The sequence below is a fragment of the Acetobacterium tundrae genome (genome assembly GCF_008086615.1).
GTDB lineage: Bacteria > Bacillota > Clostridia > Eubacteriales > Eubacteriaceae > Acetobacterium > Acetobacterium tundrae.
Genome location: NZ_RXYB01000005.1, coordinates 73010 through 87854, shown reverse-complemented (window position 1 = coordinate 87854; position 14845 = coordinate 73010). Strand labels below are relative to the sequence as shown.

Sequence of the window (14845 nt, the reverse complement as noted above, 5' to 3'; positions counted from 1 at the left end):
AATATTTTGTCTGTTACTTACACTTTATTGCAGTCGTTTTTTTTTTACAGGAAAAAAAAGGGCAGGTCTGCCTAAAGGCTTTCCTGTCCTGTATTTTCAACTTTTTAATTTGCGACTTAATTAGGAAACTTCTCGTTGCTTTTCTGAATACTTTTCGTCTTTTGCAAGGTTTCCCATGTTGTTCTCTTCCAGCAGCTCACCTCTTCGTTCCTTTCGATACTCAGTTGGCGTCATGCCGGTACTCTTTTTAAATACTTTGCTAAAATAATTTGGTTCATGATACGAAAGATCCAAAGCAATGTTAATAATTGGAACGTCTGTATTGGCCAGCATATCCTTTGCTATTTCAATTTTTCGTTCAGTGAGATAAGTCACAAAGTTTACACCGGTTTCTTTTTTGAAAATTTTACTCAGATAATAAGAGCTCATATTTGCATATTCCCCCACTTGATCCAAAGAAATGTCTTTGTAACAGTTCCGGTCAATATAATTTAGAATATCTTCGATATTATTCTTCCTTGTTTCCTTATTATCAAGCATTTTATCAAATACTTTATCAATTGTTTTCATGATTTCTATCTTTAAATCATAACGATTTTTAAATCCGTTAATAACTTGCATATTGTTATTGGAACATAGCGGACTTGTCAGTTCATAACCACACATATCCTTAGTCACAATATTAAGTTCTTCCATGAAATGGCGAATCTCGACTTGAACGGATATGATATCGTAAGTGTAATAATCATAAATCATATCCAGATAATTGATTAGGGCATTTCTTGCATCACTGTATTTTTTTTGAATAACTGCAAAAATAACTTCATTCATCTTTTCATCGAATCGCTCTTTGGCATTATTTTTTAATGATGCGATGCTCTGATTGATTGAATCCATTAGTTGTTGCGGACGGATGGGTTTTAGAAGGAAATCATCTACCCGTGCTTTAATAGCTTGATGAGCAAAGTCAAACTCATTAAATGCTGTAATGAGAATAACTTTCTTTTCATGATCCTCTTTTTTGATCATTTTCAAAACATCAATGCCATTAATTTCAGGAATATTAATATCCAAAAGAATAATATCTGGATTCAAACGGCGAATTTCCTCTATTGCTACTAACCCAGAGTATGCTTCCCCAATAACTTCAATATTATCGCTGTGTTGATTAATAATAAGTTTAATCGCTTCAATCTCCAAATGTTCATCTTCAACTATAAACAGTTTATACATTTTTATAATCCCCTCCCTACTAGAGATTTCCGGGGTATTTTAATGGTGATTTCGGTACCTTGTTCTAACTCACTTTTTATTTCAACCCCGTAATCTACACCATAATAATACATGAGCCGCTTGTTCGCATTGTTAATACCAATTCCAGTATTTTTTTCCCGTCCGTCTGCTTCGTATGTTCCCTCTAGTATTTTTTGTATTTGATCTTTGGGAATTCCCTTTCCGTCATCGATAACTTTTAAAATAGCACCTTCTTTTTGAATCTCTGCCGTTATCTTAACTGTTCCACCCTTGGCATTAGGCTCAATAGCGTGGATAATTGCATTTTCCACAAATGGCTGAATTGTCATAAACGGGCATAAAATATCTTCTGTCATCTCATCTATTTGGACTGAATAATTCAATCTGTTTCCTAAACGCATTTTCTGAATGGATAAATAATTCTGAGCATGTTCTATTTCTTCTTTTAGTGACACAACATTATTTTTTTCCTTTTTCAGCGTATACCGCATCATATCTGAAAAGGCGTAAATCATGTCCTGGGTTTTTTCAGCTCCCTCGAGAAGTGCTAAACGACCGATCGTGTTTAAAACATTGAAAAGAAAATGCGGATTGATCTGGGCCTGGAGAGCCTTCAGATCCGCTTCTTTTAAGGATGCCTCAACTTCACTTCGCAGTTTAACTTCTTCCATTAATTCAATATTTTTATTGTGCAGTTCTTCTTGAATGATATGGATCATCTGTTTTTCCACAAGATAGTTTGCGATGGTATAAAGAAGATCAGCCGCTGACTTTACCTGTGTCAATGTTGTCGTTATTGCTTTTTCATACAGTTCCGTAATTTCAGAATGCCCGGAAAAATCTGTCAATTCGTGGCCTGCACCTAATGGCAGCCGTTTCATTTCTTCCGCGTCAATTTTTACCTGACCAGCCATAATCGCCCCGAGATAATTACCTTTTACCATGATCGGAACGGCTACATCAACCAGACCGCCATGACAAAGATAAATTGATGGTTTTCCCGATCGTGCTGATTCAATGCCACCATGGGCATCCGAATGATAGCAGCAATCTCGATTGTTACTATCTTTTCTGACACAATTACAGAATTCCGAGAAATTGCTATACTTTGTAATTGGATTGCCCTTGTAGTCAACGGTAACTGCGGCAAGTCCAGTCGCGTCAGAGAATGAATCCTGTATTTTTTGCAAGACTTCTACGTCAATAATGTCAGTGATCTTTAATAAGACTCTCATAAAACAACCCCTTTAAACAATAATCTCATAATTCTAATGCAAAACGGTTTCTAATGTATAATATTATAACACATGCAGGAAATTTTTGGCATATTTTTTAGAATTTTAGAATATTTTGCTTCCAAGTAGCATTATATTGTATTACATTTTTGAATTTAATGCTGTTTTAGGTGAAACTGATATTTTTTGGATACGATATCGTTTTCATAAGCCAATCCTTTTTCCGACATCAATTCGTCAAAAGAATTCATATTTATCAAAAAACACTTGCAAATAAAAGACACCTCACTTATACTATAAAAGTGTCTTGAAGATCGTACCTTGTGGGGGTGTGGCGAAGTTGGGATCGCGTCTGACTGGCAGTCAGAAGGCCAGGGGTTCGAGTCCCCTCATCTCCACCAATAAGAATTGTATAAGAGAGCCGATTAGGTTCTCTTTTTTTATTGTCTGAAAGTATTATTTAGCCAAATAACCCACGTGTTGGGGACTGTTTGGGGACTACTTACAAAATAAAACAGCTCTACAACCTAAGTTATAGAGCTTTATTATCAGGATTTATTAAGATATTTTCTAGGGCATCGCTTGCTTTTGCATCAGCCGTATTGATTGCATGAGCGTATATATTACCAGTTGTCGAAACATTAGAATGGCCTAGCCGGGTGGAAACTGTTTTTAGGTCTACACCACTCGCTATTAATATAGAAGCGTTCGTATGCCTTAATGAATGCAAATGAATATTTTTTAGATTATGTTTGGCAATAAACCTTCTTAAATAATTACCAATTGTGTCTAGGTTCAGAGCTTCACCATTCCACCCGGTAAAAACATAATCCTTATTTTTCCATTGATCCCCTACCTTAATTTTTTGTTCTAATTGCCATAACTGATAAGTTTTTAACATATCAAAAATGAATGATGGCAATTTAATACTTCTCATTGATTTATATGTTTTAGTATTGCCTTCAAAAGCCTTTTCTCCTGGCACATACTTCAACGCACGTTTAATAGAAAGAACATTACTATCAAAATCGATATCAGACCATTTTAATCCGCACACTTCTCCCCTTCTCAATCCACTAAAAATCAATAGATATAAAGCCGTTTTATATTTTATAGGTTCCTTATCAAGCAGCTTTAAAAATTCCAGGGCTTCTTTATCGTCAAGAAATGAAGCTTCTTTTTTTTCTAATTTTGGTAGCTCTACACGCTTTTCAATAATATTAAAGGGGATCACACCCCACCTAACCGCCGTATTCATAATATTATTTAATAACTTATGATAATGGAGGACTGTATTATTAGAAACAGGTTTTTTCTCGTTGGTAGAAGTAAACAGTATATCAAAATCAGTTTCTATTGCTTCAGCTATTTTTTGAGCAACCTCAAGCGTTGTATGACCGCCTTTTTTTAATCGTCTAAGGGTATCATCATTAATATTAGCTTTACTGGAAATATCTTTTTGTTTGAGTTTAGAGACAATTTCCAAATATTCAGCCGTAACCATGAACTTTTCTCCACCTCTTACCCCTGTACTACATTTTATTTTTGCGTAGAAGTCTTGAACCTGTTTTGCAGTGATCTTCCCTATTTTGATATGACCTAATTCTTCAGCTATTTTTAAAGAGTTGTCTTGATACCCTTTTATCGTTACCGGAGAAAGATTTTGATTTCCTACATAATCCCTAAACCAGATTTCAATAAAATCAATCAATTTTATATTACTATCCATGACATACCCCAGAGAACATTTCTCTTCAAACTCCACGGCTATTTTATTGAGTTCTTTATCAATTTGGTTTTGGTTTAAACCTTCAGGGGGCTTGTAGGTCTTAGAGTGACGTATCTTTTTGCCAGTAACATCATAACCGCCAGATACTACTATTTTATAAGAGTTACCTCTTTTTTCTATATTAGCCATTTGTTATCTCCTCAGCGTGTTACACTTATATCTCATTTTTTTGAAGTATAGCATCTTATGACGTAAGAAATGAGTTCACTAGCAGTTTTATTTGCGATCCATAGTTTTATTTCATATCCATCAACCACTGCGTTGGGTAAAATTTGGACTGCTGCGTTTTCCATAGTGTTTTTCTCTTCTTGCGCTAAAATATAATCTTTTCCAGCATATTCAATATCTAATATCAATTTATTAAACTGTGCACTTTTTAGAAATTGATTTAGTATATCTTTTCTTTCCGGGGTGTTTGCAGTTACTTTAATATTTCCAATTGCCTCTTCTGATAAGCCTGTTTTATCGCTTATTGCTTGAATATCCGTATCAAGTGTTTTAACATTAGTTTTTCCTAATAAATAATCAGCTGAAACTTTGAAATAATCAACTATTTTATAAAACTTTTCTATATTTGGTTGAACAGAACCATCCATATACTGTGAAATAGCTTGTCTCGTTACTCCAACATTACTAGCAAGTTCTTGTTGTGTTGTTTTAGGCTCCTCCATCAATTTTCTTAGTCTAACCGCAAAAATTCCATCATGTCCAGTAATAATAACTTTATCCATTTTAGCCCTCCTAAATGTTATATATTCTTGCACTATAAATTTTACGCATTTTATGCTTGCGTTTTACTTTATCTTGCCTTATAATGAGTATAGCAAGAAAGACGAACATAAGCAAGAAAAAAAATAAAGAGAAAGGAGCACTATTAATGAAAACAAAAATAAATGAATGCTTAGAAAAGAATTTAAATCTTGATGAATTGGCGGCTGAAGCTAAACGAGAATATCATAAAAAATGGAGAGCCGAAAATAAGGAAAAGGTTAAAAAAAACAATGCTAATTACTGGAAGAGATTAGCAATTAAAAAATTAAAGGAAGGAGAGTAACAACATGGATATTCCGAGAATGCGTATAGCAAAAGAAATCGCCAAAGAAATAAAGGCTTTAGATCCTAACACAGGATTGAGTGAAAGCTCTATCAGGCGGCTTGTGAAGGAAGGAAAGTTAGAAAGTGTTCAAATTGGCAACCGACACTTAATCAATTTGGATTCTGTTATCGAATTTCTAAACACACCACCACCAGTAACAATAATCAATACTACCCCAGATGAAAAAAGCCATGTGCCGATGGATAGGATGCAAGAATTCAAAAAAAATATTGGAATGAGATAAATAAGTCTTGTAGATGCCTGATAAGGTATTCGAGCATGAAAGGATAATTATATGTCAAAATCAAGAAGAAGATCGCGGGAAAAAAAGAAAGCTGAAGAAGCCCTTGAGCGAAAAAACGAGTACGGGAAAAACGATCCTACCCCAAGGCTCGCCGTGGCAAACATCATTGCAAAAGAAAAACAGAAACAGAGGTGATGAACTATTTCAGACCCATTTGAATGTGTAAAAGACAATCTTAATATATTAGATGTGGCGGAAAGATACGGCATTGAAATTAATCGTCAGAAAAAAGCACTCTGTATTTTCCATACAGAGGATACGCCAAGTTTAAGTTTTAAAAATAATCGTTTCGTCTGTTTTGGATGTGGTGCCAAAGGTTCTTCAATTGATATCGTGATGAAGTTGTTTAATTTAGAGCCGATTGAAGCCGTTAAAAAGATTTCAGACGACTTCTCGTTGGGGCTTGATCTAAAAACCGATTATACGGCGAATATGGAGCAAATACAAGCACATAGGGAAGATCAGGCAATTGTTAAGTCCTTTCAGAAATGGATTGATAAAACATACTCGTCATATGCGATATTAGCGAAACATTATATTGAAAACATGAAGAGATATAAACCGGTATTAGATGATGGAACATACCATCCAAAATATGTGGAGGCTGTTCACAGACTTCCAACAATAAATTTCATTCTTGATGTTTTATTCGAAGGCAGCGATCAGGACAAGATTAATTTATACAAAGATTTAGCAATAAAAGGAGGTGAGAAAGCGGTTGATGAATGAAAGCGATATTAGGAATCTAAAAGAAATAATGGAAAAAAAAGACCATCCAGTCGAATTGGACGGTCAGGGTAATGATGATCTGACAATCATTTTACACCCGAATTTTACCACGGATGATCAGGAAGCACAAGAAAAAAAGGCCTTTGAATGGCAGCAGCCTAAACCATTGGAGAAAGAACGAGTGCTTCCCCACTTCCCCTTAGAATCTCTACCAGAAACTATCAGAAACTATGTGGAAGCGGTTGCCGAAAGCACAGCGACAGCAATTGATATGGCGGCGGTGGCTGCATTAGCGGTTGTCGCCAGCGCAGTACAGAAAAAGTATCAAATTAGAGGGAAACCGGATTATTTTGAGCCGCTGAATCTTTATACCTTAATCATCGCAGATCCGGCAGAGCGCAAATCTAGCGTTATGCGTGAAATGACAAAATATACAAAGGAATATGAGCGAGAGGTCAACCAAGATAGACGGGAAATCATCGACCGCCAAACGATTGAAATCAACTCAAAGCTGAACCAAATTTCAAAATGCGAAAAAAATGGAGAAGTTGGCGAGGCGATTGAGTTAAAAAAACAATGTAGAGAATTAGAAGATCAAGCGATAAGGCCATTAAGGTTAATTGCTGATGATATTACTCCGGAAGCATTGACTACTTTATTAGCAGAAAATAATGGAGCTTTATCTGTAATGTCGAGTGAGGGCGGCTTTTTCGATACGTTGGCTGGCAGATATTCAAATGCCATATGTATTGATACGATTTTGAAAGCGCATCCCGGCGACGATATAAATGTTGACAGGAAAGGGCGGCCAAAAGAATACATTAGAAGCCCAGCATTGACAATACTTTTGTCTGTGCAAAATGACGTAATTAGAGGGCTGTTTGATAATGGGACCTTTAAAGGTCGTGGATTGAACGCCCGGTTCTTATACAGTAAGCCAATTTCAAAAATTGGCACTCGAAGCTTTGAAACAAAGCCAATACCTGAAGAATCTAAAATACTATATAAGGAGCTTTTGTACAAACTACATGATATCCCTATTATAACAGGTGAAGCGCCCAGGACAATAACCCTATCCCCTGCTGCTTATTCAATGCTGAAATCTTATTTTGATTTAATTGAGCCGGAATTAGTCGGTGAGTTTGAAGAAATGAGAGATTGGGCAGGAAAACTTATCGGGGCCACCCTTAGAATTGCAGGCATACTTCATTGTATGGATTATGAAAAATTGATCAATAATGTTCCGGTAGATATTGACACCATGATCAATGCGATTAATATTGCCAATTATTATATTGAACATTCAAGAGCAGCCTATCAGCTTATGGGGGTAGATGAAAATATTCAACTGGCAAAATTCGTTCTAAAGAGATTGGAGCAGAAGCCAAAAGAAAAATATAAGAAGCATGATATATATCTTATCAGCCGAAATTCAAAAATAAATGTTACAGCGGATATTGAACAGCCACTATCAATTCTAGTTGAATATGGTTATTTGTATGAAGTTGTTCAAAAAGTAGTTGTTAGACCAGGCAAGAAGCCAGATTTAGAGTACAAGTTAAATCCGTTGCATTTCAGATTTTAGAAACCATGTCGTAATTGTCGTAAATGTCGCAAATTAATAATTCTTTTTTAATTACGACAATTGCGACAAATACGACAGCAGTTTACAAAAATAATTTTAAGGAGAATAGCAATTGAAAAAGATAGTGAATTTCCCGGAAGCAGGAAACATAGAAGATTTTGAAATTGAGATTACAAGGTCAAAAGAATTTGTTGAGATCGCTCATGATTTAGGTGATTTAATTAAAACATTGCCTTTAGATCAAAAGCAGAATGATGACCTGGTATATCTGATGGTCAAACAAGTAACCGAGGCAGAAGCCAATGCTTACCGAGAAGGTGTTAAAATGGCAGCGGCATTTAATGAATATATGGAGGAAAACAAATGAAACCAGCAGATACAATATCTTTTGAAAAACTGAGCAAAATGGAAGGTTTTATGATTGATTTATCGCTAAAGGTCGAACGTGCAGGGTGCATTCTCTCGGATCTAACTGAAAATTATTTTTCGACCCGACCAGAGGACTTGAAAGAAAACTTATGGCAAATTCAGCACGAATATGCAGACTATTCGACCAGAGCAGATATTATTGGAGATTATATTTGTAGTATAAAAAAAGCCATTGAGGCTGCCAATAAATTTATAAATGATGAGTACGAAAAAGTCAGAGAATCAAAATTCGATCACAAAATGGTTGAATCGGAAGTAGCGGGAAGCATGGTTCCATTGATTGATCTTCCACAAATATCTGACGAAAGATGGCATGAGTTAGCAGCAGAATCAAAGAGAAATCACCCAGAAGTATATGAAAAATATGAAAGAGGAGAATTAGTGTAATGAATGATATTAATAAACTAGCCAAAAACATTGAAGATGCTATTGTTGCAGCAGAAGATTGTGTTGAAGCAATTAGAAATGGTGCAGCGTCAACAGATGAAATGGTCAAAAATAATGCGGAGGTCGCACATGATTTTCTGGAAAGTGCAATGTTTGATTTTGCCGATCTTTGTAATGATATGGGAAGTGAAAAATCGTTAGGCGCTGAATTGAAACAAGAATCTAAACTGGAAAAAGCAATACATGAAGCAGTAGATTTGCCTTACATAGAAATGGAAGTTGGAGAAAATATTGCCCTAACCATCACAAGATCAAGCCGGTTCCATGAGATGGCGCAGGGTTTAAGCGCTTTTATAAAATCATTGCCATTAAGTGCCGAACAAAATAATCAATTGGTTGGCATGGTGGAAGCCCAGGTTGTTGAAGCAGAAGAAACGGCTGCTAAATTTGGTTTTGATACGGCGGCAGAATTTATGGATGATAATAATGTATTGGAAAGTGATGAAGTGCTGAATAATCAATGATTGAGGATTCTAATTATATTAGGGATGGATGAAGGCCAAGCCCAACAGACGTGGACACGTCGCCTAAATCTCAATTAAAGATAAAAGCTCGTTAAAACAGCATATTGTAAGGCGAAACTAACATAAGTATCATAATGATTCAGCTGTTTAGGTGTCAAGTCAAGATTCTTCCCGTAATTACCATGAACTTTAAAAGACCATAGCCAATCATAAGCCCATAGAGCCGTTGGAATGTGCAACTACATCACCAATGGAATAAAAACCCTTTAAAACGGCAATATGGGCCATCAAATAAGGTTGATTCTATCGAGCACTCCCCCACCTGGTAATTCAATACCAGAAACCCATAAATAACCGCTTATCATCATTTGGGGAAAGTAGTTGTTTATAAAGGTATACCTTAAAGGATAGAATGCAATTAACCATTCTAAGCCATTCGTAATGTTTGCAAAGGTACAATTATATATTTATAAACGTTTGTAAATAAACATTGACCTTTACAAACGAATAGTATATAATTGTACTATAAAGTATACGGAGGTTGATTGATATGAGAGCATATGGTTATGCAAGGGTGAGTACTAAAGAACAAAATCTAGGCAGGCAATTAGTAGAACTAAGCAAATATGTTGATTCTGCTTATATCTTTACTGATAAACAGAGCGGCAAAGATATGGATCGAGCAGAATACCAGCTGTTGAAAAGGATAGTGCAGACTGATGATGTTATATATATTAAGTCTCTTGACAGATTAGGCCGCAATAAGCAGCAGATAAAGGTTGAGTTAGAATACTATAAGTCAGAAGGTGTAAGAGTAAAGATACTCGATATACCAACAACAATGATGGATATACAAGAAGGTCAAGAGTGGTTAATAGATATGATTAACAATCTATTACTTGAAGTACTCAGTACAATGGCAGAACATGAACGGGTAAGTATCAGACAAAGACAGGCAGAAGGCATTGCCGTACTGAAGAGTAAGAACAACGGTCATGGTATTGGCAGACCTAAGATAGAATATCCTGATAACTTTAAAGAAGTATATGAACAGGTTAAGAGTAAGGACATTACCAGTGTCAAGGCAATGGAGTTGCTCAACTTAAAGAAGAATACGTTCTATAAATTGATTAAACAATACAATAGAAAAATTGAAGGTAATCACATGAGTATGGACGGCAAGGAAGAACAATAGTAAGTGTATATGGTCTTAATTGATCACAGGATGCCATTTAAGACCTTTTAACTGATTTCTTGATAAGTTGGTGGTTGAAACTATAAACACAGTATATAGTGTTTTTGATTGATCATATCCACAACATGATGTTCAAAATACTTCATAGGGGGTGCCCTTCTTTTTCAGGACGATGAGATCATTCCTACCTTCGACAACACATTTTTCCCACATTTTTTTAAAGCCCGAAAGAGGCGATGTTATTGAGTGGATTATCAGAAACCAGTTTGGGAGAAGGAATCTAGGTCTGATGCAGAGGGGTTTACTGATATTAAAACTGGAAGATGTGGTGGCTGAAATGGCAAAGAAAAATCAAGGGGCCAGAACGGATCTTAACATTAAGACGAATTCGTCTAAAGGTTCCACCCGAAAGCAACTTGCAAAAGAAGCCGGTATGGGTGAAGGTGTATCAGAGGAGGTGAATGTCATGATACCAAATATCGTAAACAAATCTCAGGCAATGAAAATTTATAAAATCGGTGGTAAAAAAATGCTGAATCTATTGCAAGACCCTACTTGCCCCGCTATTAAAGAGGGCAGAAGTTGGGTGATCAATTTGGACGCATTTTGGCCATGGTTGATGGAGCGAAAACAGAAAAACATTTGAACATTGGCCTAAAATTGGACCGTAACTATTGTCACCGCATAAAAGAAGTATAAATTATTAAAAAGAGGAGATGATTATTATTTTAAATAAAATTAAAGAAGATGCTATTACCGGTCTTATCGCTGGTAACGAAATTACCACAGTTGCAAAGACGGTCAATGTATCACGGTCGACCATTTACAATTGGTTGAGTGATAAAGAATTCAAAGATGAGATGGAAGCCAGAAAAAAACAGATCGTGGAAGAAGGCAACGCCTATATAACGGCCTATACCCTAAGCCACATCGAGGTTATCCATAAGATTGCTATTAGCAACACAGACAAGCGAACCGCCTTAATGGCTGCTCAATACCTTGTGGATCGTAGCCTTGGAAAAATGTCAAACAAGGTCGATGCTGACGCAGAACGTGAGAGAGATGTTATCGACGTAGACATTTTAAATGAAGTGCTTGACGAAGATGAGGATTTTCAATAAAAAGAGAATTCCGGATTATATAAAATTAGCAAATTGAAAAGGAGATAATAAATGATTAGTTTTGTAGAAAAAATGCAAGGATATGAAAATGATGTGGCTCAGGCGATTAAAGATAAGAATGAAATAATCAAGAAATTAGAACAAAAAGCAGCGGACAAGGCACAGGAGATTGACATTAAACAGGCTGAATATAACAAGAAGCCTTCTGATACTTTGTTTAAAACGCTTTTAAAGCTTAAGCAAGAGTTGGCAGCATTGGAATTAGATGTAAAATCAGCGGATGAAATAATTACAATTCCACCTGTAAAACATGTGGATCCAGAAGAGATCACCCGTGATATCGATAATTTCATAGACAGCTTGAAACTCCAGGAATTTAAAGACAATATTGAAAAAGCAAAACAAGACTTCTATAAAAGCATAGATATTTTTGGTGAACAAATTGAAAAAATAAGTGCTTTTAAAGAAGATATAGCAAGCGTTAATGTTGATAAATATGCTGTTAGAAGCGCACTGGAAAAACATACGGAATTGTTTTATTGTTATGACGAAATGGACGTGAACCAAGGAGAAATGGAAGTAAGAAGATTTAAAGTAGGGCAGTGTGGGAATAGCGCCCCTAAAATTTATTAAGAGAGAAGATCAGATTCTCAAGAGAGGAGGTAACCGAAATGAGTTATAACAACATGACCACTGAAGAAATGGCAGCGGAATTTTTAAAAAGCAAAATTGCAGAAGCAGAAAAAACCGAAACTGATAAAGCAGTAGCGGAACAGGCGGCAGCCGAAGAAGCAGCCAAACAAAAAGAATCAGAAGCGTTAATCAATACGATTAGAAAATACATGTAATTAATCAAGTATGCCCCTCACAGGTCTTAAAAGGGCTTGTGAGGGGTTATATAAGAAAATATGATGAAGAACAAAAAATAAAAAGAGTTGAAAACGAGGTGGCATAGACCAATGATTGATAAGTTTGAAAGTTTTATTTGTCAATATGGAAATTCTTTAAATGGTAAACCAGATTTGAGAGCGTGGGAATATTTTAAAAATGTTTATGATGAAATCCCACAAGAGCAGCGGTTACACATTCAATTAGAAAGTATTTACACTCATTACCCTTTTGATTTTACGGAGTTTTATATATATCTTAAAAAAACATTAGACGAAGAAACTCCAGAACAATTTAAAAAAAGGTTCAAAGCTAATCAGAAATTGTTAAAAGGCTTTCTTGACAAGGACAACTTTTTGACGGTTTACAGAGGTGTTGGCGAACGTAATTTAGGTGAAGAATATGCAATAAGCTATACTGCTGATAGAAAAATGGCAGAATGGTTTGCCAATCGTTTTAAATTTAATGAAAATGACTATGCGGAAGTATTTGAGACTAAAGTACATTTAAACGATGTTTTATTTTATACCAATTGCCGTGAAGAACAAGAAATTATAGTTAAACCAGAATGTTTAGAAGATTTAGAAGTTTATTTTGAAGATTTAGAGCAATATCTTTAAATGAGCGGACCCAATGAGTGGAAAACTGTATTCCGCGCGATATCACCAAAGCTCAATGGCAGCGGATCCCCGACAGATTCGTTGATTTTTTGATAAATGAAGAATAATAAAATAATATTCAGCGTTGCAACTTTTTTAAAAAATGTCTTTACCGGGTAAACAAAAGGGTATAATACCAATTGATTCTATGTTATATATTCCGATTTTGGTTACAGCGCGTATAACCATTAAATCATTGGCACTATGTGGGGTTCTCAAATTTTTTCACCTGAAGCGTCGGAAACAAACCCATGGTTTCCTCTTCATAGAAGTGACATAATATAGACTAATTTAGCAAGTATATTAGACATCCTGTTTTAAATCAATCATAAGCTGAGTCAAACAGAACCAAATCATACAAAAAACCTTAGCAGTTTCTTAATTAACCCACCATTAACATGATTCAAAGGTTTCATAAAGTTTCAATGCGTATCATCATAGATGTACACAACCAGTACACAACAAAAATTTCTTTTTCTTTTCATTCCTAATATGAAAAAAGCAACGAGCCAACCGAGGGTTCGTTGCTTTTTTATTTTTTGTTTCATAAGACTTGCAAAAATTTATAATAACTTGAATTAAAATCGAAACGAAGATAATATATTCTTAAGCAAACTAAATACTTTGAGAGGGTGGAAAAATGAAGAATTGTGTAAAAAAAGGATTCGTTTTAGCATTTGCTTTACTGTTGTGCGTTGGTTTGGTACCAGCCAGTGTATCAGCTGCAACGAAAAGTCCTGGAGTTTCATACCAAACCCAGATTGAAAACATCGGATGGGAAGCCGATGCTGGTATTGGGATTAAAAGTAATGGAGACACAAGCGGTACATCTGGCCGATCATTAAGACTTGAAGGTATTAAGATCAATCTTGATTCACAGGGCTATGATCTAGGCGTATCATATCAAACACATATTCAAGATATTGGCTGGGAAGCTGATGCAGGCAGAGGCTGGAAAAGTAACGGAGTGATGAGCGGTACGCAAGGTGAGTCTAAACGGCTTGAAGCTATTCAGATCAAGCTCACAGGAACTGATGCTGATAAGTTCGATATTTATTACCAGGTTCATGCTCAAAACTATGGATGGCTGGATTGGGCAAAAAATGGAGAAAGCGCTGGGACCGCCGGTTTATCACTAAGACTGGAAGCAATAAGAATTGTTATCCTTCCAAAAGGTTCAGAGGCACCGGGATCAACAGAATCTTCATATATAAGTGCAGATGCTTTTTTAAGCACTATTAAAGGGGATTGGCACGATGAAACAAATAATATTTCTCTGAAGATTGGAGCACCTAATACTGATGCTGGATTATTATGGCTTGGGGCTAAGTGGTATGAGTATCGATACCATATAACAGATATAAACCGTAATGGAAAATCCGGAACAGTTGAAGCTTACAAAATGAATTATTATAAATTTACTTCAGGTGGCCATGAAAAAATAGAGATAGATGTAAATCCACCAGATGTATACACCTACAGTTTTGAAAATAATACAATTACAAAATACAAACATACAGGTGACAATGTTCAGACGACCATATATACACGACAGTGATCATAGCTGACTTAAACACTAGTTTTTTTTGAATATTGTCATTATAAATAGCTGATTAGGGTAACAATAAAATATATGATTTGAGGGATTGG

General features: G+C 35.6%; 19 protein-coding genes and 1 tRNA gene. 16 read left to right on the top strand and 4 right to left on the bottom strand.

The window, feature by feature from the left end; translation table 11 throughout:
* Window positions 1-120: 120 nt before the first annotated feature.
* Together FZC40_RS05895 and FZC40_RS05890 are read right to left on the bottom strand one after the other, a co-directional pair.
* Window positions 121-1233, bottom strand: a complete 1113-nt coding sequence (locus FZC40_RS05895; RefSeq protein WP_148602996.1) for a response regulator transcription factor — start codon at window positions 1231-1233, stop codon at window positions 121-123.
* Between the two features lie 2 nt (window positions 1234-1235).
* Window positions 1236-2489 carry a sensor histidine kinase gene (locus FZC40_RS05890; RefSeq protein WP_148602995.1) on the bottom strand — a complete coding sequence of 418 codons (1254 nt, stop codon included), beginning with the start codon at window positions 2487-2489 and terminating at the stop codon, window positions 1236-1238.
* Window positions 2490-2814: 325 nt separating this feature from the next.
* Here FZC40_RS05890 and FZC40_RS05885 point away from each other — a divergent pair.
* Window positions 2815-2890 (top strand) — tRNA-Ala (locus tag FZC40_RS05885).
* 131 nt (window positions 2891-3021) lie between these two features.
* Here the strand turns inward: FZC40_RS05885 and FZC40_RS05880 are convergent.
* Both FZC40_RS05880 and FZC40_RS05875 read right to left on the bottom strand, forming a co-directional pair.
* The gene (locus FZC40_RS05880) at window positions 3022-4407 is read right to left on the bottom strand and encodes a tyrosine-type recombinase/integrase (protein WP_148602994.1); all 1386 of its coding nucleotides are present in this window, start codon (window positions 4405-4407) and stop codon (window positions 3022-3024) included.
* A gap of 32 nt (window positions 4408-4439) precedes the next feature.
* On the bottom strand, window positions 4440-5009 hold the full coding sequence (locus FZC40_RS05875) for a helix-turn-helix domain-containing protein (RefSeq protein WP_148602993.1): 570 nt from the start codon (window positions 5007-5009) through the stop codon (window positions 4440-4442).
* A 146-nt stretch (window positions 5010-5155) separates the two neighbouring features.
* Between FZC40_RS05875 and FZC40_RS05870 the strand changes: the two genes are divergently transcribed.
* The 15 genes from FZC40_RS05870 (at window position 5156) to FZC40_RS05810 (ending at window position 14753) form a co-directional block, all read left to right on the top strand.
* Window positions 5156-5332, top strand: a complete 177-nt coding sequence (locus FZC40_RS05870) for a phosphatase (protein WP_148603087.1) — start codon at window positions 5156-5158, stop codon at window positions 5330-5332.
* A gap of 4 nt (window positions 5333-5336) precedes the next feature.
* Entirely contained in the window at window positions 5337-5618 is a 282-nt protein-coding gene (locus tag FZC40_RS05865) for a helix-turn-helix domain-containing protein (protein ID WP_148602992.1), read from the top strand.
* Window positions 5619-5669: 51 nt separating this feature from the next.
* Window positions 5670-5813 (top strand): hypothetical protein, encoded by a 144-nt coding sequence (locus FZC40_RS17060; protein WP_186843736.1) that lies wholly within the window; start codon window positions 5670-5672, stop codon window positions 5811-5813.
* Between the two features lie 6 nt (window positions 5814-5819).
* Complete coding sequence (locus FZC40_RS05860) at window positions 5820-6407, top strand: CHC2 zinc finger domain-containing protein (protein ID WP_148602991.1); 588 nt, start codon at window positions 5820-5822, stop codon at window positions 6405-6407.
* Window positions 6400-7992 (top strand): YfjI family protein, encoded by a 1593-nt coding sequence (locus tag FZC40_RS05855; RefSeq protein WP_148602990.1) that lies wholly within the window; start codon window positions 6400-6402, stop codon window positions 7990-7992. The genes FZC40_RS05860 and FZC40_RS05855 overlap by 8 nt, the downstream gene beginning before the upstream one ends.
* 112 nt (window positions 7993-8104) lie before the next feature.
* Entirely contained in the window at window positions 8105-8359 is a 255-nt protein-coding gene (locus FZC40_RS05850) for a hypothetical protein (RefSeq protein ID WP_148602989.1), read from the top strand.
* Window positions 8356-8808, top strand: coding sequence for a hypothetical protein (locus FZC40_RS05845; protein WP_148602988.1), 453 nt, complete (start codon window positions 8356-8358; stop codon window positions 8806-8808). The genes FZC40_RS05850 and FZC40_RS05845 overlap by 4 nt, the downstream gene beginning before the upstream one ends.
* Window positions 8808-9332, top strand: coding sequence for a hypothetical protein (locus tag FZC40_RS05840; protein ID WP_148602987.1), 525 nt, complete (start codon window positions 8808-8810; stop codon window positions 9330-9332). The genes FZC40_RS05845 and FZC40_RS05840 overlap by 1 nt, the downstream gene beginning before the upstream one ends.
* Before the next feature lie 550 nt (window positions 9333-9882).
* Window positions 9883-10527, top strand: a complete 645-nt coding sequence (locus tag FZC40_RS05835; protein WP_148602986.1) for a recombinase family protein — start codon at window positions 9883-9885, stop codon at window positions 10525-10527.
* 289 nt (window positions 10528-10816) lie between these two features.
* Window positions 10817-11173 (top strand): hypothetical protein, encoded by a 357-nt coding sequence (locus tag FZC40_RS05830; RefSeq protein ID WP_148602985.1) that lies wholly within the window; start codon window positions 10817-10819, stop codon window positions 11171-11173.
* A 70-nt stretch (window positions 11174-11243) separates the two neighbouring features.
* Window positions 11244-11648: an IS630 transposase-related protein gene (locus FZC40_RS05825; RefSeq protein WP_148602984.1), complete on the top strand. Its 405-nt coding sequence runs from the start codon at window positions 11244-11246 to the stop codon at window positions 11646-11648.
* Window positions 11649-11699: 51 nt separating this feature from the next.
* On the top strand, window positions 11700-12281 hold the full coding sequence (locus tag FZC40_RS05820) for a hypothetical protein (RefSeq protein WP_148602983.1): 582 nt from the start codon (window positions 11700-11702) through the stop codon (window positions 12279-12281).
* Between the two features lie 38 nt (window positions 12282-12319).
* Complete coding sequence (locus tag FZC40_RS17055; RefSeq protein WP_186843734.1) at window positions 12320-12496, top strand: hypothetical protein; 177 nt, start codon at window positions 12320-12322, stop codon at window positions 12494-12496.
* Between the two features lie 111 nt (window positions 12497-12607).
* The gene (locus FZC40_RS05815; protein ID WP_148602982.1) at window positions 12608-13156 is read left to right on the top strand and encodes a hypothetical protein; all 549 of its coding nucleotides are present in this window, start codon (window positions 12608-12610) and stop codon (window positions 13154-13156) included.
* A gap of 679 nt (window positions 13157-13835) precedes the next feature.
* Window positions 13836-14753: a hypothetical protein gene (locus FZC40_RS05810; protein WP_148602981.1), complete on the top strand. Its 918-nt coding sequence runs from the start codon at window positions 13836-13838 to the stop codon at window positions 14751-14753.
* The last annotated feature ends 92 nt before the right edge of the window (window positions 14754-14845 follow it).

Excerpts from the sequence above, each read along its gene's own strand:
- FZC40_RS05895 (WP_148602996.1), bottom strand. The coding sequence starts at position 1,233 with ATGTATAAACTGTTTATAGTTGAAGATGAACATTTGGAGATTGAAGCG.
- FZC40_RS05890 (WP_148602995.1), bottom strand. The coding sequence starts at position 2,489 with ATGAGAGTCTTATTAAAGATCACTGACATTATTGACGTAGAAGTCTTG.
- FZC40_RS05880 (WP_148602994.1), bottom strand. The coding sequence starts at position 4,407 with ATGGCTAATATAGAAAAAAGAGGTAACTCTTATAAAATAGTAGTATCT.
- FZC40_RS05875 (WP_148602993.1), bottom strand. The coding sequence starts at position 5,009 with ATGGATAAAGTTATTATTACTGGACATGATGGAATTTTTGCGGTTAGA.
- FZC40_RS05870 (WP_148603087.1), top strand. The coding sequence starts at position 5,156 with ATGAAAACAAAAATAAATGAATGCTTAGAAAAGAATTTAAATCTTGAT.
- FZC40_RS05865 (WP_148602992.1), top strand. The coding sequence starts at position 5,337 with ATGGATATTCCGAGAATGCGTATAGCAAAAGAAATCGCCAAAGAAATA.
- FZC40_RS17060 (WP_186843736.1), top strand. The coding sequence starts at position 5,670 with ATGTCAAAATCAAGAAGAAGATCGCGGGAAAAAAAGAAAGCTGAAGAA.
- FZC40_RS05855 (WP_148602990.1), top strand. The coding sequence starts at position 6,400 with ATGAATGAAAGCGATATTAGGAATCTAAAAGAAATAATGGAAAAAAAA.
- FZC40_RS05845 (WP_148602988.1), top strand. The coding sequence starts at position 8,356 with ATGAAACCAGCAGATACAATATCTTTTGAAAAACTGAGCAAAATGGAA.
- FZC40_RS05840 (WP_148602987.1), top strand. The coding sequence starts at position 8,808 with ATGAATGATATTAATAAACTAGCCAAAAACATTGAAGATGCTATTGTT.
- FZC40_RS05835 (WP_148602986.1), top strand. The coding sequence starts at position 9,883 with ATGAGAGCATATGGTTATGCAAGGGTGAGTACTAAAGAACAAAATCTA.
- FZC40_RS05830 (WP_148602985.1), top strand. The coding sequence starts at position 10,817 with ATGCAGAGGGGTTTACTGATATTAAAACTGGAAGATGTGGTGGCTGAA.
- FZC40_RS05825 (WP_148602984.1), top strand. The coding sequence starts at position 11,244 with ATGATTATTATTTTAAATAAAATTAAAGAAGATGCTATTACCGGTCTT.
- FZC40_RS05820 (WP_148602983.1), top strand. The coding sequence starts at position 11,700 with ATGATTAGTTTTGTAGAAAAAATGCAAGGATATGAAAATGATGTGGCT.
- FZC40_RS17055 (WP_186843734.1), top strand. The coding sequence starts at position 12,320 with ATGAGTTATAACAACATGACCACTGAAGAAATGGCAGCGGAATTTTTA.
- FZC40_RS05815 (WP_148602982.1), top strand. The coding sequence starts at position 12,608 with ATGATTGATAAGTTTGAAAGTTTTATTTGTCAATATGGAAATTCTTTA.
- FZC40_RS05810 (WP_148602981.1), top strand. The coding sequence starts at position 13,836 with ATGAAGAATTGTGTAAAAAAAGGATTCGTTTTAGCATTTGCTTTACTG.